At 68.7% G+C, this 17,315-nt stretch carries 19 protein-coding genes; 9 read left to right on the plus strand and 10 right to left on the minus strand.

What is annotated here, in order from left to right; translation table 11 throughout:
• Positions 1 to 2 precede the first annotated feature (2 nt).
• Positions 3 to 827, minus strand: a complete 825-nt coding sequence (locus ABZ194_RS08350) for a helix-turn-helix transcriptional regulator (protein WP_355593920.1) — start codon at positions 825 to 827, stop codon at positions 3 to 5.
• 289 nt (positions 828 to 1,116) lie between these two features.
• On the opposite strand from ABZ194_RS08350, the gene ABZ194_RS08355 reads away from it, so the two are divergent.
• On the plus strand, positions 1,117 to 1,932 hold the full coding sequence (locus ABZ194_RS08355; RefSeq protein ID WP_355593738.1) for an SAM-dependent methyltransferase: 816 nt from the start codon (positions 1,117 to 1,119) through the stop codon (positions 1,930 to 1,932).
• Between the two features lie 110 nt (positions 1,933 to 2,042).
• On the opposite strand, the gene ABZ194_RS08360 is transcribed toward ABZ194_RS08355, so the two are convergent.
• Entirely contained in the window at positions 2,043 to 2,666 is a 624-nt protein-coding gene (locus ABZ194_RS08360) for a helix-turn-helix domain-containing protein (RefSeq protein ID WP_355593740.1), read from the minus strand.
• A 104-nt stretch (positions 2,667 to 2,770) separates the two neighbouring features.
• Here ABZ194_RS08360 and ABZ194_RS08365 point away from each other — a divergent pair, with 104 nt between their 5' ends.
• Both ABZ194_RS08365 and ABZ194_RS08370 read left to right on the plus strand, forming a co-directional pair.
• Complete coding sequence (locus ABZ194_RS08365; protein WP_355593923.1) at positions 2,771 to 3,970, plus strand: cytochrome P450; 1,200 nt, start codon at positions 2,771 to 2,773, stop codon at positions 3,968 to 3,970.
• Positions 3,971 to 4,030: 60 nt separating this feature from the next.
• Positions 4,031 to 4,237: a ferredoxin gene (locus ABZ194_RS08370; RefSeq protein WP_355593742.1), complete on the plus strand. Its 207-nt coding sequence runs from the start codon at positions 4,031 to 4,033 to the stop codon at positions 4,235 to 4,237.
• A gap of 41 nt (positions 4,238 to 4,278) precedes the next feature.
• Here ABZ194_RS08370 and ABZ194_RS08375 read toward each other — a convergent pair whose 3' ends face one another.
• Positions 4,279 to 5,046, minus strand: a complete 768-nt coding sequence (locus ABZ194_RS08375; RefSeq protein ID WP_355593744.1) for a TetR/AcrR family transcriptional regulator — start codon at positions 5,044 to 5,046, stop codon at positions 4,279 to 4,281.
• A 992-nt stretch (positions 5,047 to 6,038) separates the two neighbouring features.
• Here ABZ194_RS08375 and ABZ194_RS08380 point away from each other — a divergent pair.
• The 4 genes from ABZ194_RS08380 (at position 6,039) to ABZ194_RS08395 (ending at position 9,389) form a co-directional block, all read left to right on the plus strand.
• Entirely contained in the window at positions 6,039 to 6,236 is a 198-nt protein-coding gene (locus ABZ194_RS08380) for a hypothetical protein (protein ID WP_355593746.1), read from the plus strand.
• Between the two features lie 37 nt (positions 6,237 to 6,273).
• Positions 6,274 to 7,209, plus strand: coding sequence for a CorA family divalent cation transporter (locus tag ABZ194_RS08385; protein ID WP_355593748.1), 936 nt, complete (start codon positions 6,274 to 6,276; stop codon positions 7,207 to 7,209).
• A 327-nt stretch (positions 7,210 to 7,536) separates the two neighbouring features.
• Entirely contained in the window at positions 7,537 to 8,550 is a 1,014-nt protein-coding gene (locus tag ABZ194_RS08390; protein WP_355593750.1) for an ATP-binding cassette domain-containing protein, read from the plus strand.
• Positions 8,547 to 9,389: an ABC transporter permease gene (locus tag ABZ194_RS08395; RefSeq protein WP_355593752.1), complete on the plus strand. Its 843-nt coding sequence runs from the start codon at positions 8,547 to 8,549 to the stop codon at positions 9,387 to 9,389. Before ABZ194_RS08390 ends, ABZ194_RS08395 begins: the two co-directional genes overlap by 4 nt.
• A 60-nt stretch (positions 9,390 to 9,449) precedes the next feature.
• On the opposite strand, the gene ABZ194_RS08400 is transcribed toward ABZ194_RS08395, so the two are convergent.
• On the minus strand, positions 9,450 to 9,740 hold the full coding sequence (locus ABZ194_RS08400) for a hypothetical protein (protein ID WP_355593754.1): 291 nt from the start codon (positions 9,738 to 9,740) through the stop codon (positions 9,450 to 9,452).
• Positions 9,741 to 9,750: 10 nt separating this feature from the next.
• On the opposite strand from ABZ194_RS08400, the gene ABZ194_RS08405 reads away from it, so the two are divergent.
• The gene (locus tag ABZ194_RS08405) at positions 9,751 to 11,703 is read left to right on the plus strand and encodes an excinuclease ABC subunit UvrA (protein WP_355593756.1); all 1,953 of its coding nucleotides are present in this window, start codon (positions 9,751 to 9,753) and stop codon (positions 11,701 to 11,703) included.
• A 188-nt stretch (positions 11,704 to 11,891) separates the two neighbouring features.
• Here ABZ194_RS08405 and ABZ194_RS08410 read toward each other — a convergent pair whose 3' ends face one another.
• The 5 genes from ABZ194_RS08410 to ABZ194_RS08430 form a co-directional block, all read right to left on the minus strand.
• On the minus strand, positions 11,892 to 13,046 hold the full coding sequence (locus ABZ194_RS08410) for an ABC transporter substrate-binding protein (RefSeq protein WP_355593758.1): 1,155 nt from the start codon (positions 13,044 to 13,046) through the stop codon (positions 11,892 to 11,894).
• A 141-nt stretch (positions 13,047 to 13,187) separates the two neighbouring features.
• Positions 13,188 to 13,532 carry a hypothetical protein gene (locus ABZ194_RS08415; RefSeq protein WP_355593760.1) on the minus strand — a complete coding sequence of 115 codons (345 nt, stop codon included), beginning with the start codon at positions 13,530 to 13,532 and terminating at the stop codon, positions 13,188 to 13,190.
• On the minus strand, positions 13,529 to 13,816 hold the full coding sequence (locus ABZ194_RS08420; protein WP_355593762.1) for a hypothetical protein: 288 nt from the start codon (positions 13,814 to 13,816) through the stop codon (positions 13,529 to 13,531). The genes ABZ194_RS08415 and ABZ194_RS08420 overlap by 4 nt, the downstream gene beginning before the upstream one ends.
• A 528-nt stretch (positions 13,817 to 14,344) precedes the next feature.
• Positions 14,345 to 15,028, minus strand: coding sequence for a GntR family transcriptional regulator (locus ABZ194_RS08425; RefSeq protein ID WP_355593764.1), 684 nt, complete (start codon positions 15,026 to 15,028; stop codon positions 14,345 to 14,347).
• 79 nt (positions 15,029 to 15,107) lie between these two features.
• Positions 15,108 to 15,320: a hypothetical protein gene (locus ABZ194_RS08430; RefSeq protein ID WP_355593766.1), complete on the minus strand. Its 213-nt coding sequence runs from the start codon at positions 15,318 to 15,320 to the stop codon at positions 15,108 to 15,110.
• Between the two features lie 222 nt (positions 15,321 to 15,542).
• On the opposite strand from ABZ194_RS08430, the gene ABZ194_RS08435 reads away from it, so the two are divergent.
• Positions 15,543 to 16,028 (plus strand): hypothetical protein, encoded by a 486-nt coding sequence (locus ABZ194_RS08435; RefSeq protein WP_355593768.1) that lies wholly within the window; start codon positions 15,543 to 15,545, stop codon positions 16,026 to 16,028.
• A gap of 732 nt (positions 16,029 to 16,760) precedes the next feature.
• On the opposite strand, the gene ABZ194_RS08440 is transcribed toward ABZ194_RS08435, so the two are convergent.
• Positions 16,761 to 17,270, minus strand: coding sequence for a type II toxin-antitoxin system PemK/MazF family toxin (locus ABZ194_RS08440; protein WP_355593770.1), 510 nt, complete (start codon positions 17,268 to 17,270; stop codon positions 16,761 to 16,763).
• Positions 17,271 to 17,315: the final 45 nt, after the last annotated feature.

A 17,315-nucleotide genomic window follows, 5' to 3' on the forward strand; every position in this document is an offset into this window, starting at 1 on the left:
GCTCAGGTCTCCGCGAGGATCCGGCGGAGCGTCTCGGCCGTCGCGCGCGGCTGCTCGGCCTCGATGTAGAGGCGGTTCATGACATGCCAGTAGCGCTCGGTCTCGGTGGTCTTGTCGAGGTAGAGCGAACTGGCGAGCTGTTCGAGATAGACCACGTCGGGGAGCTCTCCCTGGGGAAAGCGCAGGATGGTGATGGGCCCGGCGGCACCCGGGTGGCCACCGGCGCAGAACGGCATGATCTGAATGGTGACGTGGGGAAGCTCGGCGAGCTCGATGAGATGCTCGATCTGGGCGCGCATCGTCGCGACACCACCGATGAGACGGCGCAGCGCGGCCTCGTCGATCACGATCCACAGCTTGGGGGGATCGGCCTGGTGGAGCAGCCGCTGACGCCGCATGCGCAGCGCGACCCGGCGCTCGACCTGCTCCTCGGTGGAGTCGCCGGGGCCGAGCCGGATGACGGCGCGGGCGTAGTCCTCGGTCTGCAGCAGACCTGGAACGAACTGGACCTCGTAGCCGCGGATGACGCAGGCGGCCTGTTCGAGCCCGAGGTAGGCGTCGAACCAGGCGGGCACCACGTCGCCGTAGGTGTGCCACCAGCCCGGCATCCCCGCCTGCTCGGCCAGCGAGAGCAGGGTGGCGCGCTCGCCGTCGTCGGTGACGCCGTACAGGGTGAGGAGATCGGCGACGTCACGCCGTTTGAAGCCGGTACGGCCCAGCTCCAATCTACTGATCTTGGAGTGCGAGGCCCGGATCGAATTCCCGGCGTCCTCCCGGGTGATGCCCCTGGCCTCACGGAGCCGGCGCAGTTCCGCGCCCACCAGCATCCGCGACACCGTGGGGCCCGCGTACCGATGATCCAGGGTGAGGGACTCGTCCAGTCCGCCTACGGTCGTCCGAACAGTACGCAAGCTCGCTCCCTATGCAGCAAACCGACCCAGCAAACCACCAAAGTGTGTCGGGATTCAACCCTTACAGGTCAGCAGGGTCCTGCGCGACGGGATAGGGAGGTATGACGATGAGTTCATTATCATTTCGGTGGATCTCACCGGAGACGTAACCGTACCGAGACGGTGAAACCCGGCGAGCAGCAGGTACGGAGACCGAGGAGAGCCCGTGGACGGCACGCCGAACCCTCCCGAGTCGAGCAGGGTGAACTCCGATGTCGCGCACAATGCCAGGGTCTGGAACTACTGGCTTGGAGGTAAGGACCACTATCCCATCGACCGCGAGATCGGTAAGCGGATTTTCGGAATGTTCCCGAACATCGTCCACGTGGCCCGCGCCGACCGCGCGTTCCTGGGCCGCACGGTCCGCTATCTCGCGGACGAGGCGGGGATCCGGCAGTTCCTGGACATCGGCACCGGCCTGCCCAGCGTGGACAACACCCACGAGGTCGCCCAGCGGGTGGCCCCCCAGGCGCGGATCGTCTACGTCGACAACGACCCCCTCGTGCTGGTGCACGCCCGCGCCCTGCTCACCAGCACACCCGAGGGAGCCACCGACTACATCGACTCCGACGCCCGCGACGTGGACAAGGTCCTGCGAACCGCCGCGGAGACGCTGGACCTTGATCGGCCCGTGGCGGTCATGCTGCTGGGCATCCTGAACTTCGTCCTCGACACCGAGGAGGCTCGGGAGATCGTGAGGCGGCTGATGGAGGCCGTGCCCTCCGGCAGCCATCTGGCGCTCACCCATCCCACCCTGGAACTCGGCGGTGAGGCGAACGTCGAGGCGATGCGGTTCTGGAACGAGCACGCCACTCCCCCGATCACCGCCCGCAACCGCGAGGAGGTCACCGGTTTCTTCGACGGTTTGGAGCTGCTGGAGCCGGGGATCGTGTCGTGTTCGCGCTGGCGGCCCGAGTTCGCCGACATCGGTGAGGCGCCCGCGGAGGTGGCCCAGTTCGGCGCGGTCGCGCGCAAGCCGTGACGCGGAACTGAGAACGGCGCCCGGGGTGCCCGGACGAGTCCGGGCGGCCCAGGTGGGCGTTGGAGTGCTCCGGACGGCTTCGAGCGCTCCGGACGGCTCGGACGACCGGTTCAGGCCGGCGGCGTGCTGATCGCGCGCAGTCCCGCCAGGGCCATCTCCGCCGCCCGGCGGCAGGCCGCCATCACCTCCGCGGGCGGGGCGCCGCGGTTCAGCCGGATGAACCCGGCCAGTTTGACCGCGCCGACCACCCCGCCCACGGCCGCCGCCGCCTCGACGAGATCCAGTTCGTCGGGACACGCCCGGTGCAGGGCTTCGGCCATCTCCCGCTGGGTATCGAAGAGGAGCAGCAGCGCGTGCGCCCGGAGCGAGGGGACGGTCATGATCAGATGGTTGACCGACGCGATCTCCCACTCGATCTCGGCGTCCGCCGAGACGACGTCGAAGACGGCGCCGACCGCCCGGGCCAGGAGGTCCGCCGCGCTCTCACCGCTCCGGCGCTCGGCGACCGTGCGCAGCACACGGCCGAGGTTCTCCCGGGAGTTGAAAAGGAGGACCTCCTCCTTGCTGGCGAAGTAACTGAAGAACGTCCGGGTCGAGACGTCGGCCGTCATGGCGATCTCCGAGACGGTCGTCTGCTCGTACCCCTTCTCCATGAAGAGGCGTAGTGCCGCCGCGGTCAGGGCACGACGGGTGCGAAGCTTCTTGCGTTCGCGCAGTCCCGGAACCTCACCCATGCGGGCAGCTTAGTGCAAGGATTTAACTATGCACCTGTTGCAAGTTTGCATTTCATGTAGTCTTCTGGGCGGTGACGGAGCACATCGCCGCCGAGGAGCATGAGATGTCAGAGTTCCGGACCTGGCCGATCACCTTTCCCGTCGACCGTTCCGACCCGTTCGACCCGCCTGAGCGGCTGCGTTCGCTGCGGCGGGAGCGGCCCGTCGCGCCCATGGCCTACCCCGACGGTCGCGTGGGGTGGCTGGTGACCGGCTACTCGGCGGCGCGGTCCGTCCTGACCGACCCGCGTTTCAGCTCCCGGCGCGAACTGCTGTGCCCTCCGATCGACTATCCGGCGGCGCATGAGGCGCGCCACCCGGCCGACCCCGGCCAGTTCGTCCGCATGGACCCGCCGGAGCACACCCATTACCGGAAGCTGCTCACCGCGCAGTTCACGGTGCGCCGGATGAAACAGCTGGAGCCCAGGATCCAGGAGATCACCGGTGAGCGGCTGGCGGCGATGGCGAAGGCCGGTCCTCCCCAGGACCTGGTACGGGAGTTCGCGCTGCCCATCCCCTCGCTGGTCATATGCGAGCTGCTCGGCGTCCCCTATGCCGACCGTGAGGAGTTCCAGCACGCCACCGCGGTGTTCCTCAACCGGGAGTCCTCCGTGGAGGAGATACGGGCGGCGCTCGACGGGGTGACCGGGTTCTTCGCCGGGCTCATCGCCCGCAAGCGGGCCGAGCCGACCGACGACCTGTTCACCGGGTTGATCACAGACGGCGAGCTGAACGACGAGGAGCTGACCAACATCGGGTTCATCCTGCTCGCCGCCGGGCACGAGACGACCGCGAACATGCTCGGCTTCGGCACGTTCGCCCTGCTGCGGCACCCCGCGCAGCTCGCCGCGCTGCGCGCGGACCCCTCCCTGATCGACAACGCGGTCGAAGAGCTGATGCGCTATCTCAGCATCGTCCACGTCGGCCCGATACGCGCCGCCCTGGAGGACGTCGAGCTGGAGGGGGAGCTGATCAGGGCCGGTGACGTGGTGACCGTCTCCCTCCCCGCGGCCAACCGCGACCCCGGACACCTCCCCGACCCCGAGCGCCTCGACATCACCCGCCCGGCCGGCGGCCACCTGAGCTTTGGGCACGGGGTGCACCAGTGCCTCGGGCAGCAGCTCGCCCGGGCGGAGATGCGCCTCGCCTTCCCCATGCTGTTCGATCGGTTTCCCGGGCTGCGCCTCGCCGTACCGGCCGAGGAGGTGCCGATGCGAGACACCATGTCCATCTACGGCGTGCACGCGCTCCCGGTCGGCTGGTAGGAGGCGGCCGGGAGGAGACGTGGTGATCAAGGGTCCGAGTTTCCCGTCCGGAGGGATCGAATGAGAATCCAGACCGACACGGAGCGGTGCGTCGGCGCGGGCATGTGCGCGCTCACGGCGCCCGAGGTGTTCGACCAGAGCGAGGAGGACGGCACCGTCGTCCTCCTCGACGCCGAGCCGCCGCCCGAGCGGCACGCGGCGGCTCGGCAGGCCGAACGGCTCTGCCCCTCGGGCGCCGTCTCGATTCTGCGCCCGGCCGGGCCGTGATCGGCACCTCGCCGTTCTCCCGGTTCTCCTGAACGGGACGCCTACGGCTGCCGCCTTCTCGTGATCAGGCCCGCGATGCCGTCCAGGATGCGCTCCAGGCCGAAGGCGAAGGCCCGCTCGGGGTCGGAGGCCGCGTCGTACTCCTGACCGGCCGCCTGCCCGACACGGCTGGAGACGGGGAACCGCACGGCGTCCATGACCTTGTCGAGCAGCGGCGCGTTGATCGTCCACCACTCGGCGTCGGTCATCCCGGTCTCGCGCTGATTGTGCTCCACGCTCGCCCTGGCCCTGGCCGCCCCCTCGACGTGGGTCAGGATCAGCGTGAGGACGGAGTCCATCTCCACGTCGGAGAGCCCGACGCCGTCCAGAGGGCGTAGCTCGGCCTCGTACTTGAGCGAGGCGTTCGGCCCCAGGACCGGCCGGGCGCCGACGACGTGCAGCAGCCAGGGGTGTCGCCGGTAGAGCTCCCAGTTGCGCGCGGCGACGAACTCCAGCGCCTCCCGCCAGCCGCCGGGCCGCGAGGACGGCGCGTCCACGTCGTCGTAGAGCTGCCCGTACGCGGTGTCGACCATGAGATCGACCAGCTCGGCCTTGCCCGGCACGTGGGTGTAGAGCGACATGGTGCCCACTCTCAGCCGCTCGGCGACCCGGCGCATGGAGACGGCCTCCAGGCCCTCGGCGTCGGCCAGCTCGATGGCGGTGGCGACGATCGACCGAATGGTCAGCCCCGACCTGCCGGGCTTGCCGTGCGAGCCCCACAGCAGCGCCAGGCTCCGAGCCGGATCGGCGGCGCCCTTCCGTCCGCTCATGTTCCTCCACCCACGGGACCAGCCTCCAGACCTTGTGGTGTCGCCCCCATCATAGTCATTCCGTACATCGTACGGTACAGCATACGAAAGTGACCGGAACCACCCGGGCCGCCGCCTACTCCGCGAGCCGATCGACGGCGTTCGCGATCGGCCCAGCCGGCTCGGGGGCGCCCACCGGGCACCGATTTTCCACTCTGGAATGCTGACCGAACTCCCAGTTCATCACCGATATAACCGATCAGCCAATCAACACCCGGGCATTCGTCGACCACACCTGGACATTGCCAAAGATAAGAGATCATCAAAATTTCCGACTTAAACGATCCGGCTGCGGATAGGGTGACTTCCCGGCGCCCGGCGGCTCCGACCGCAGCTCAGCGGGCCGGCGTGGGGGCGACCACGAGGGGGAGGTCAATAACCCATATAGTTGTGTAAATATGCGAGTAAAGGTTAAGCTCGGGGGGCTCCAGGAGGAGCATTCCCTCAGGGCGCCATTAAACGAGGAGGCGAGAGATGGACTGCAGTAGTCCGGGCCGCAGTCGGCCCCACATCCGATTGATCTTGCTTCCCTTCCGCACGCCGTAACACCGCGACGCCGCTTTCGCGTGCGGAGCCACGCACCCGCGCACATCACCCTCTCGCGGAGGCCGATGACGCCCGCCATATCGGGCTGAGGTCCTCTCCGCAACCGCGGGCCGCCCGGTGTCCTCCTCCCGATCAAGGAAGTCTCGCCATGCCCTCCTCATGGTTTCCGCCCCCGGGCACCCGCCGGCACCGCGCGCCCTCCAGACAGCCGGCCCCGCCGCTCTAGCAGGCGCCTCAACTCCACCCGGCACCCGGCGGCCTGTGAGGCCGCCGGCCCACCGGCGCCACAGGCGCGGGCCGGGCCGATTCGGCGGCCGGGCGCGCGCACGCCCGCCGGTGACACACCCCTGCGGGGAATCACCGCCCGGCTACCGAAGACGGCCGTATAACCACCCCAAGGAGCCGCTATGACCACGCTCACCCCGAACGCCGCACGGAAGTCCCGGTTGAAGCGCCCCAACCTGGAGCGCCAGGCGATCCTGTTCACCATCGGCCTTTACCTGTTCATCTGCACCGGGCTGCTCATCGTGCACTACGGAGCGCCCAGGACGCCCGCGAAGGACACCGGCAGCTCATCCGTCTCCCCGTTCAACCCCAGGCACTGAACCGCATCCGCCAAGGAGACACTAAGGAGACATCAGCATGCGGAACCGGACAGCCGCCGTCGGTTACAACCCGGCCGACCTGAGACGCCTCTGGGCCCAGGTGCCCGCGGACGACGCCGTGGAGGCGGCCAGGATCTGCGAGGCCACGGGCGTCGACTTCACCACCGGCGCGGGCCGGGTGTGGGAGACCGACGAGTTCGTCTATCTGCCCGTCGTGCTCAACGTGCGTGACGGCGACACACTCAAGCGGGAGGCCGTGGCGTTCGCCCTCGGCTGTCACCTGCTCGTCACGCTCCAGCCCAGCATCCACTTCCCCCCGTTCGACAAGGCGCTCACCCGGATGCGCCGCACGCCCCACCTGGCCGACAGCCCCCACGGCGTCATGTACGCGCTGCTGTACGCGCTCAACGAGGCGTCCGAGTGGGTCATCGACCACGCCAGCGACGCCCTGGAGGCCATGAACGACGAGATCGCCATGGCGACCAGCGGCTACACCGAGCGCGGCAGGGAGATCGGCGTCAGAGACATGCAGGACGCCATCGCCCGGATGAACGAGGCCGAGGAGATCGTCTCGCGCTCGCAGGAGACCCAGCTGCTGCTGGCCCGCGCGGCCCGCCACCTGCGCGCGGAACTGGATGTCGACCAGGTGCAGCTGGCCGGGCTGCTCGACATCCTCATCGCGGACATCGACGGGGTGAAGGAGCACGCCAGCTACGAGCATGACAAGGTGCGCTATCTACAGCAGTCGATCCTGACGTCGCTGGACATCAAGCAGAACCAGATCGTCAAGGTGTTCACCATCATCACCGCGGTCTTCCTGCCGCCCACGTTGATCGCCACGTTCTACGGCATGAACTTCACCGTCATGCCCGAACTGTCCTGGGAACACGGCTTCCTGATCACAACCCTGATGACGCTGATCGCCGCCTTGATCCCGCTCTGGTACATCAGGCACAAAGGCTGGCTTCGCTGACCCCTGCCCTCCTCCCGGCCACGATCGGGAGCAGGGCGGCCCACGGTTCCTCAGACCCGCGACGAATCCCGGCACCGGCCGGAGGCGGGCCTCCGAGCCACCTGCCTCCACAGTCCAGCCGGGCCGGCAGAGCCCGAACCCCGCCGCCGGCCCGGACGGCTCTCCTCGCGTCCCCGAGTTCGCGGGAACAGACCGCACCCCTGCCGCGTTGACCCCGCCAGAGCTATTCAGTACGGTGTACGGTACATCATACGGAAGAGCGCGGTCCCGCATGGGCGTCTCGCGGGGCCGGGCCGTACCGGGATGACGTGTGCGAAAGGGGTGAACATGACGGCAACCACGGCCGCGATCAGCGCGGAAGGTGTGCGCAAGAGCTACCCGAAGGCCCCCGAGGGGGCGGGGCTGAACGGGTTCGATCTCCAGGTGCCCGCCGGTTCCGTCCGAGGGCTGCTGGGGCCCAACGGGGCCGGGAAGACGACGGTGCTGCGGATCCTCTCCACGCTGCTCGAACCGGACGCCGGGCGGGCGAGTGTGGCCGGGTTCGACGTGCGGACTCAGCCACGGCAGGTCCGCCGGCACATCGGCCTGGTGGGACAGTACGCCGCGGTCGACGAGATCCTGACCGGGCGGCAGAACCTCGTGATGTTCGGGCGGCTGAACCACCTGCCCGGCGCGGTGGCCGGGAGACGGGCGGCCGAGCTCCTGGAACGGTTCTCCCTCTCCGGCAGCGGCGGCAAACCCGTCGGAACGTACTCGGGAGGCATGCGCCGCCGCCTGGACCTCGCCGCGAGCCTGATCGTGGCGCCGCCGGTGCTGTTCGTGGACGAGCCGACGACGGGGCTGGACCCCTCGGTCAGGCAGGAGGTGTGGGCGGCCATCCACGACCTGGTGGAATCCGGCACCACCGTGCTGCTGACCACCCAGTATCTGGAGGAGGCCGACCGGCTGGCCGACCACGTCTCGCTGCTCAGCGCGGGCCGGATCGTCGCCGAGGGCACCCCGGACGAGCTCAAGTCGGCGGTGGGCGGCGACTGGATCGACGTAGTGCTCTCCGGCGCGGCGGACACCGAGACCACCGCGGTCGTCGCCGCCCGGATCGCCCGCGGTGAACCCCGCGTCGACGGCCCGGCCCACCGGGTCGGCGTCCCCGTCGCGGAACGCGCCAGAGCCCTGGTCGAGCTCGTGACCGCGCTGAACGAGGCGGGCGTCGAACCCCGGGACATCACCGTGCGCCGTCCGACCCTGGAGGAGGCCTTCCTCCTGCTCACGGGGGACGGCGCCGGTGCCCGCGGCGGCACCGGCACGGCCGGTTCGACGGCGACCAGAAAGGTGACGGCATGACCACCGCCGCCCATCCCCGCCCCGCCGGCCCTTCCGGCGACTCCGTCCTCTCCCGGCTCGGCTGGGCCCTGGCCGACACCTGGACGATCACCAGGCGCGACCTGAACCACTGGGCCCTGCGCCCCGGCACGGTCGCCCTCGGCTGGCTCTTCCCCGTCATGATCGTGCTGATGTTCGGCAGCCTGTTCGGCGGGGCGATCAGCGTGCCGGACGGGGGCGAATACTTCGAGTTCCTGATGCCGGGCATGTTCGCCATGAGCGTGCTCTTCGGCCTGGAGACCACCATGACGGCGGTGACCACCGACGCCGCGAGAGGGGTGACCGACAGGTTCCGCTCGATGCCGATGAGCTCCTCCGCGGTCGTGTCCGGCCGCTGCGTCGCCGACATGCTCAACTCGGCCGCCGGACTGTCGATCATGGTCGGCGCCGGGCTGCTGCTGGGCTGGCGCTGGCACGGCGGGCCGGGCTCGGCCCTCGCCGCCGTCGGGCTGCTGCTCCTGCTGAGGTTCGCCCTGCTGTGGGTGGGCATCTTCGCCGGCCTGGTCGCCAGGGGGCCCGAGTCGGTGGCGGCCGTCCAGATCCTGGTCTGGCCGATCGGATTCCTGTCCAACGTCTTCGTCGACCCCGGCACGATGCCCGGGTGGCTCGGCGCGATCGCCGAGTGGAATCCGCTGTCGGCCACCGCCTCGGCGACCCGCGGGCTCTTCGGCAATCCGGGGTTCGGCGGCGAGTCCTGGACCGCGCAGCACGCGACGCTCATGGCGGTCGTGTGGCCCGCGCTGCTCGCCGCCGTCTTCCTCCCGTTGTCGGTGCGGACGTTTATAAAGCTAGGAAGATAAACCGTTCCGCCCCCCACCGAAGATCTACAGAAACCCGCGCACCGAGGAGAGCAGCACTATTTACGGATCCATCGAAATCCGAGGCGCGAGAGAGAACAACCTCAGGAACGTCTCTCTCGACATCCCCAAGCGGAAGATCACCGTTTTCACCGGGGTCTCGGGGTCGGGCAAGTCCTCGCTGGTCTTCGGCACCATCGCCGCCGAGTCACAGCGCCTGATCAACGAGACCTTCACCGCCTTCATCCAGTCGCTGCTGCCCCGATACGGCCAGCCCGAGGCCGACTCACTGGCCAACCTGTCGGCGGCGATCATCGTCGACCAGCGACGGCTGGGCGGGAACTCCCGCTCCACGGTCGGGACGGTGACCGACACCTACACGATGCTGCGCAACCTCTACTCCCGCCTCGGCCGGCCACACGCCGGCCACTCCAGCGTCTTCTCCTTCAACGACCCCCAGGGCATGTGCGCCGACTGCGAAGGACTGGGCCGGGTCTCCGCGATCGACATCGAGGCGCTGGTCGACCGGGACAGATCGCTCAACGAGGGCGCGATCCTGTTCCCGACCTTCGCGGTGGACTCCTGGTTCTGGAACATCTTCGCCCACTCGGGGTTCTTCGACAACGACAGGAAGCTCCGCGACTACACCGCCGAGGAGTGGGACCGGCTGCTCCACGCGCCCGACGAGAAGATCAAACTCAGCAGCCTGGGCGGCACGATCAAGTCCACCTACGAGGGACTGGTCCCGAAGTTCAAACGCCTCTACCTGGCCAAGGACACCGACCAGATGGCCACGCACCTGCGGAACGCCCTGGACCGGATCGTCACCCGCGCCGCCTGCCAGACGTGCGGCGGCACCCGGCTGAACAAGACGGCCCTCGACTGCCTGATCGACGGCAGGAACATCGCCGACTGCGCGGCGATGGAGGTGAGCGACCTGGCGGAGTTCGTCCGGACCATCGACGAGCCCACCGTGGCCCCGCTGCTCTCCGCACTGGCCGCCCGGCTGGACAGCCTCACCCACATCGGTCTCGGCTATCTCAGCCTGAACCGGGAGAGCTCCACGCTGTCGGGCGGCGAGTCGCAGCGCGTGAAGATGGTCCGCCACCTCGGGTCCAGCCTGACCGACATGACCTACGTCTTCGACGAGCCCAGCGTCGGCCTGCACCCCCACGACGTGCACCGGCTCAACGAGTTGCTCCGGCAGCTGCGTGACAAGGGCAACACGGTCCTCGTCGTCGAGCACAAACCGGAGATCATCGCCATCGCCGACCACGTCGTCGACATGGGGCCGTACGCCGGTCGCGACGGCGGAGAGATCGTCTACCAGGGCGACCTGGCCGGGCTGCTGACCTCGGGCACGCTGACCGGCAACCACATGAGCCGTCATCAGCCGGTCAAGACCGAGCCCCGCCGGCCGACCGGCGAGCTGACCGTCGAGCACGCGAACCTGCACAACCTGCGAGACGTGCGCGTGACGATCCCGCGGGGCGTCCTGACCGTGGTGACCGGGGTGGCGGGCTCTGGCAAGAGCTCGCTCATCCAGGGCTGCCTGCCGGAGAGCCATCCGGAGGCCGTGGTGATCGACCAGAGTCTCGGCCGCGGGTCCAGGCGGTCCAACACGGCCACCTACACCGGCATTCTCGACCCGATCCGCAAGGCGTTCGCCTCAGCCAGCAAGGTGAGCGCCGCCCTGTTCAGCGCCAACTCCAAGGGGGCCTGCCCCGACTGCAAGGGGCTGGGGCTGATCTACACCGATCTGGCGCACCTGGACACGGTGACCACGGTCTGCGAGTCCTGCGAGGGGAGACGGTTCACCGACGAGGTGCTGGGCTACACGCTCCGCGGCAGGAACATCGCCGACGTGCTCCGCCTCTCGATCGTCGAGGCCGCCGAGTTCTTCACCGAGAGCGCGATCCGCCGGACCCTGCGGGCCCTCGACGACGTCGGCCTGGGCTACGTCACCCTCGGCCAGCCGCTGAGCACCCTGTCCGGCGGCGAGCGGCAGAGGCTGAAGCTCGCCGGTGAACTGGGGAGCACCTCGCAGATCTACATCCTCGACGAGCCGACGACCGGCCTGCACATGAACGACGTGGACACCCTCATCGGCCTGCTCGACCGTCTCGTGGACGGCGGCAGCACGGTGATCGTGATCGAGCACAACCTCGACGTCGTCTCGCGCGCCGACTGGGTCATCGACATCGGGCCCGGCGCGGGCCACGACGGGGGCACCGTGGTCTTCGAGGGCCCCCCGATGGACCTGACCGCCGACGGCCGCTCCGTCACCGGCCGCTACCTGGCCCGACGCCTTCCCTGACAGCCGCTCCCGCCCCGGCGCCCCCCCCTGTGACGACGGCGTCCGGAGGCAACGGCCCCCGAACCGCCCGGCCCTCGCGGGCCGGTCCCCGGCTCGGGGGCGCGCGAAAACGAGCCACCGGTCACCGGCCACCGGCCACCGGCCACCGGGAGGATGGTCGGCGGGCTGATCCCGGAGCCCCGATGGGCTCAGTTCTTGCCCGGGACGACGAAGCCCTCGGAAAGGACCCGCCACCTGCGGTTCTCAGCCTTGACGAACCGGCTGCCCTGGATCGGGCTGTGCGCGTCGCCGGGGCCGAAGATCCACGGGGTGCCCACCATCGGGTATCGGATCGGCCTCATGCTCTTGAACGCCTCGGTCACCGACTCGCGGGTGATGTCGCCCTTGATCGTCTTGAGCACCTGGACGAACAGATCGGCCGACATCACGGCCCCCTGGCTGAACGCCGTCTTCCGGATCTTGTTGCTGTTGACGATCTTCGCCCAGCGCTTGTTGCCCGGCAGCGTCTCGTCGGTGTACGGCTGCCACTCGGCCCCCGCGTAGACGTTGACGCCCTCGGGGACGACTTTGGCGTTGGCGTCGGTGTAACCGCCGGCGCCCATGATGAAGTCGACGTCCCGCATGCCCTGCGCCTGGGCCTGGGCGAGCCACGGGCCGGCCGCGGCGTTGTAGAGGATGGCCTGGCAGCCGGCGGCCTTGGCGGCTGCCAGGTAGGGGGTCGGGTCGCCCTCGCCGACGGAGATGTCCTTGACGGTGAGCTCCTTGCCGGTGATGTCGGTCCACTCCTTGACGGCGGCGTCGATGTCGCCGCGGCTGCCCGGCACCACCGTGTAGTACAGGCAGACATTGTCGTTCTTGAGCGTCTCCGAGGCGTAGTAGAGCATCGTCGTCATCAGCTTGGACGGGCCGGGGTTGACCGGGGCGATGTTCGGACTGGTGAAGCATGCGGTGTCCACGCCGACGGCCGGGACGGAGACGACCCCGGCGTTGCTGTAGGTCGTGCGGTTGAGCCCGCAGTCGACCCCGCTGGAGGAGCCGACCAACGCCACGACGTTCTCGGTCTCCAGAAGCTCCAGGGCGACCTCGGTGGACCGCTGGGGGTTCATCGCGTCGTCCTTGCTGACGAGCTCAAGTCTGCGACCACCGATGCCGCCGGTCTTGTTGACCTCCTCGAAGACGGCCCTGACCGCCTGAGGGACCTCGGGCGCCTGAAACGGGCCGGTGAGGCCGTTGATCGAACCAACCTTGATCGGGTCATCGGCCGAGCCACCGTCGCCGGTGCAGGCGGTACCGGCCAGGGCCAGGGTGGTGACCGCGACGACATTGGTGAGGGAACACTTCATTTCTGCACTTCCTTGGCTGGGAGGGGTCAGGCGATGGGGGATGAAGGCGTCGGCCGTCCCGGGATACGCCGCCACGGTCGCCGGACCGTCGAGGACGTCCCAGGGGTCCGGAGGCGACGGTGTGTCCGAAGTCCAGAACGGTCACCGCCGCGCGGGCCGTCCGGACGAGTCGCGTCTGCTTGGCACATGGGCGTCGGCGCCGTTCTCCGGAGCCGGGTTCGCGCACCGCCCGATGAGCGAGTTCGTGCCCGCGAGGCCCTTATGGACCGTTCCCACAGCGGCCGAGGTCAGGGCGGCGGGGCCGTACAACGGGGCCGTCTCACCCGCGCCGGTCGCCCTCAGGGCCGCGGTGACCGCGCCGGGCGAGACATCGTGGCCGTCCGCCCTCAGGGTTGCGGCGACCGCGCCGGGCGAGACATCGTGAACGGCCGGGATCTCGTCGCGGGTGGCGCGGACCTTCCTCGGGACGAGGACCTCGCCGCTCATCGACGGCGTATCGCGGAGGCGGACCGCGGAGCCGCGACGACCTGGTCATGCGCGTCGCGCGCCTCCCCAGGCTCGATGACGGACGGCCCGAAGAAGCCGTTGATCAGGCGGTGGTGACGGACGACCTCGACCCGGCCGCCGTCCTCGGCGAGCGCGTCGGCGTAGCCCTCCCCCGCGTCACGGAATCCCTCGCGCATCGCCGCCGCGTCAGGCCGGAGGGCCGCACTCCGATCCTGAACCCTGACGTCGTCGACCATTCTCTGCACCGCGGGATGCGGGGGCATCGTTACCTCCGGTGGCACGGGCGCCCTCTCCGAGGGACAGACACCCGCAAATCATATCCGATTCCATGTACGTTATGCGGGGTGAAATGAGGTGTCCAGTGCGATGCTGAAATGGTGCCCGATGAACCCCGCCGTGACTCCGTATCCGGGGATACGGTCATGACCGGCGGCAAAACGTACCCCACAGGTTCGGCGGAGACGATCGCGCCGCCGGTGTGATCCTTGAGACGGCGAGGCCCGGCGCACCCCCACGGTACGCCGGGCCTCGTTCTCGTACGGCGGGCGAGAAACCCACCAACCCCATTGTCCAGACCTGCCCGAACCCCCTCGCACCCGCCTAACCCATTCGCCCCATCCGGCTTCCATCCGGCTTCCATCCGGTTAGAGGCCGGCCCGCCGGGGAGAGACGGTCAGAGGCGGGTGACCAGGGGCGGGCCGCCGAAGACGGACGCCTCCACCGCCCCGGGAACCGTGGCCGGGACCGCGCCTTGGGACCTGCGCCCGGGCCGACCTCCGGGGTCGACCGGCTTAGACCGTCTGGGGCGCGACGTGCGCGCCGCGCAGCGCGTCAGCGGTGGCGATCTTGTGGGCGCAGGCCACCCGCTCGATCTCCGACGGCTCGGCACCCATCGCGATGAGATCCAGCATGTGCTCGTGCTCCACCACAGAACGGCGGGCCCGCCCCGGCACGTAGGTGAGGGTCGAGCGGCGCATGTGGTCCAGCCGCGCCCACTCCAGCTCCAGCAGGACACACAGGTGCTCGTCCGGGCAGTGCTGATAGATCGAGAAGTGGAACCTCCGGTTGAGCGTGGTGAACGACGCCGGGTCGAACTCCTCAAGCGCCTCGACCATCCGGGCGTTGATCTCCCTGGCCGCCTCGATCCGCTCCGGCGTCATGAACGGGGCGGAGATCGCGGTGGCGTAGCCCTCCAGCCGGGCCAGGACATGCAGGGAGTGCTCCACCTGCGTGGAGTCGAAGACGGCCACCCGGGCACCGATGTTGCGCACGACCTCGACGAGTCCCTCGGACTGCAGCCTGCGCACCGCCTCGCGCAGCGGGATCGTGCTGACCCCGGTCTCCCTGGCGAGCTGGTCCATGACCAGGCGGTAACCAGGCCCGTAGGTGCCGTCGAGGATTCGCGAACGCAGCAGTTCGTAGCTGAGTTCCGCCTTCGACTCCTTGGCCTTCGCAGGCTTTTTGACGGCTCTCACCGGTTTCCCCTCACTTCTGGCCATCGGCCGGTGTCCTGACCGACGGCCGCCCCCATAACGATCACTGCCCCCAGAATCCTCACGGCGGTGCCGCGGAACTCGACACCGGCGAGTAGGTGAAAATGGTCACCAAGGAGGGGGACACCGCTTCCGCTCCGCTCGCCAGATCGACGATACGCCGGATTTCGCGCGTCATCATGCCGTCTCCTCTGACCATAAAGACCAGCGGCTTCTTACCGGTCCGCGATTCCGGCGCGAACGGCGTGCTCACCTGATCCTCGGCGCCCGGCACCGGCACGGCACCCCGTTCCCACCCCCGGAGCCGACCGGACCCGCGACGACCGTCCGCCCGATGCCGATCAGGACGAGGACGTCAGCCCGGAAGCGGCCCCCGTCGGCACGACCCACGGCGAGTCTCGTGCGACAGCACGGGTGGCAGGCCGTCCGAATGGTTAAGTGACACTCCTCCCGCGGTTCACCAACTTCAGAACGTGTTCTGACTTACGATGGCGAGGTGAGCACCAGCAACGCCGACGCCGTCACCTTCTCGGACCTGTCGAGAAACCCCCGAGCCGTCGCCGAACGCGCCGCGCGCCTCGGACGAGTACGCGTCACCCACCGCGATGCCCCGGACTTCTACCTGACCGCCGCCGACCGTGAGGATCGGCGCGAGCAGACGCTGGCTACGGCATCCCGCCTGTTCCTCGCGCTCATCAAGCACGATCCGACCGCCCGCACGCTGGTCATCGCCATGCCCGAAGTCTTCCCCTGGGTGCGCCACCTCACCTCCACCGAACTGCGCGCCTTCACCCTCGAACTGGTGGAGGCGCTCTCCGACGCCGCGGAACTCGACGTCGACGTCACCACGCGGGAAGTCATCGCGGGCTGGCGGGCGACCGCCCGGATCAAGGCCGACCCCGCCCATTACGCGCAGGCCCGCAAGGCCACAAGCGGCGACTACGGGCCGGTAGAGGTTCAGCGTGAGCCCGAAGCGCGGTGACCGGGTCACGGTCCCGCCCCCGGATGACGAATGGGACATCCGGTTCGGTGCCCGCGACGCGGTCAGGGGGTGGGAGGAGTTGTGCCGTCACGCCCTGGGCAACACACGCCGATGTTTCGAGGCACCGCGCGCCGATCCCCGCTCACGAGCGGACCACGAGCGGCAACATCGCCTACGCGGCGACCTCGCGACTCATCGTCACAACGGCAGGGATCTGGAGCAGTGGGAGTTCGAGGTCACCAGTGGCGGGCGTGTCCGCCATGTCATCGATGACGCCACTCGCACTGTCTGGATCGTCCACGCCTCCCCGTCACCCGAAAGACACCCACGGCTGAAACCGGAGGCGGGAATCCAACCAAGTGATCTCTCGTCCAGACCGCGGTAGCTTTCCGAACCTCGATGGCCACTGCGGTAGCGGAGGCACCAACGTCAAGCTGAGTGACCCATCCCAGCGGGGACGCTTGGTGTCGCCGCCTCCCGTCTCCGGCGACGCACGTGTTGGACGCCATCCGCCTCCTACCGTGTTGCTATCGTCTGCGGCCTCGTGTGCGTACGGGGCAGCCCCGAAAGGTGCGATTGCGGCATTGGTGGCACGGTGCCGCCTGATAGGTGAACCTGACCTCCGGCGGGGAATGCCTACGGGCACGGCTATCCCAGGGCAGTCGTACCGTGCTCCAGACCCGGCCGTTCCGGCGCATGACCGACGAGGATCCAAAGCCCCACCGGACAGGATCACTGCTCAAGGTCGAGAGAGTAAACCCAACCTGTCCGGTGCCGGCGTCTCACAAGCGACCAGGTCCAGTCGTCGCACGTGCCGGCGTGTCGCCGAAAGTCGTGATCATTGATGAAGTACGAGGCACCGAGATCGAGCCAGCTGTCCTTTCGTGCCCGTCGATCCCAGTGAGCGGTGGGGATGGTGACACAGCTGGCTCGATGCGATTTGTCCTGACTCGTAATCTTCAGAACCTCTATGCCCTGAAGATGGGTGCGAATCACTAAGCACGGCCTGACTTTTCCGCCCGTGCCATCGGAGAACGGCACGTCGGCCCACCAGATATCCCCAGGATGTGGGCGCGACTGCCAGGTCGGATCTGGTGGCGCGTCATGTACTTGAGGTTGGGAGGGGCGGAAATTCAGGACCCAGAGAACAAAGCGAACAAATCCATACGCAAGCGCGACCCAAAACCCAAGGGCCAGCAGGCCGGTCAATAATCGCCCGATCGCTTCAACGGCTTCAGTCATGGCCAGCACCATACTTGGCAAGCGTCAAAACTGACACCTAACTGG

The sequence above is a fragment of the Streptosporangium sp. NPDC006007 genome (assembly GCF_040614315.1).
In the GTDB taxonomy this organism is placed as follows: domain Bacteria; phylum Actinomycetota; class Actinomycetes; order Streptosporangiales; family Streptosporangiaceae; genus Streptosporangium.

Bases quoted from the DNA above. Each gene is read 5' to 3' on its own strand.
- ABZ194_RS08350 (WP_355593920.1), bottom strand. From the start codon at position 827: ATGCTGGTGGGCGCGGAACTGCGCCGGCTCCGTGAGGCCAGGGGCATC.
- ABZ194_RS08360 (WP_355593740.1), bottom strand. From the start codon at position 2,666: ATGGGTGAGGTTCCGGGACTGCGCGAACGCAAGAAGCTTCGCACCCGT.
- ABZ194_RS08365 (WP_355593923.1), top strand. From the start codon at position 2,771: ATGTCAGAGTTCCGGACCTGGCCGATCACCTTTCCCGTCGACCGTTCC.
- ABZ194_RS08370 (WP_355593742.1), top strand. From the start codon at position 4,031: ATGAGAATCCAGACCGACACGGAGCGGTGCGTCGGCGCGGGCATGTGC.
- ABZ194_RS08375 (WP_355593744.1), bottom strand. From the start codon at position 5,046: ATGAGCGGACGGAAGGGCGCCGCCGATCCGGCTCGGAGCCTGGCGCTG.
- ABZ194_RS08380 (WP_355593746.1), top strand. From the start codon at position 6,039: ATGACCACGCTCACCCCGAACGCCGCACGGAAGTCCCGGTTGAAGCGC.
- ABZ194_RS08385 (WP_355593748.1), top strand. From the start codon at position 6,274: ATGCGGAACCGGACAGCCGCCGTCGGTTACAACCCGGCCGACCTGAGA.
- ABZ194_RS08390 (WP_355593750.1), top strand. From the start codon at position 7,537: ATGACGGCAACCACGGCCGCGATCAGCGCGGAAGGTGTGCGCAAGAGC.
- ABZ194_RS08395 (WP_355593752.1), top strand. From the start codon at position 8,547: ATGACCACCGCCGCCCATCCCCGCCCCGCCGGCCCTTCCGGCGACTCC.
- ABZ194_RS08410 (WP_355593758.1), bottom strand. From the start codon at position 13,046: ATGAAGTGTTCCCTCACCAATGTCGTCGCGGTCACCACCCTGGCCCTG.
- ABZ194_RS08415 (WP_355593760.1), bottom strand. From the start codon at position 13,532: ATGAGCGGCGAGGTCCTCGTCCCGAGGAAGGTCCGCGCCACCCGCGAC.
- ABZ194_RS08420 (WP_355593762.1), bottom strand. From the start codon at position 13,816: ATGCCCCCGCATCCCGCGGTGCAGAGAATGGTCGACGACGTCAGGGTT.
- ABZ194_RS08440 (WP_355593770.1), bottom strand. From the start codon at position 17,270: ATGACTGAAGCCGTTGAAGCGATCGGGCGATTATTGACCGGCCTGCTG.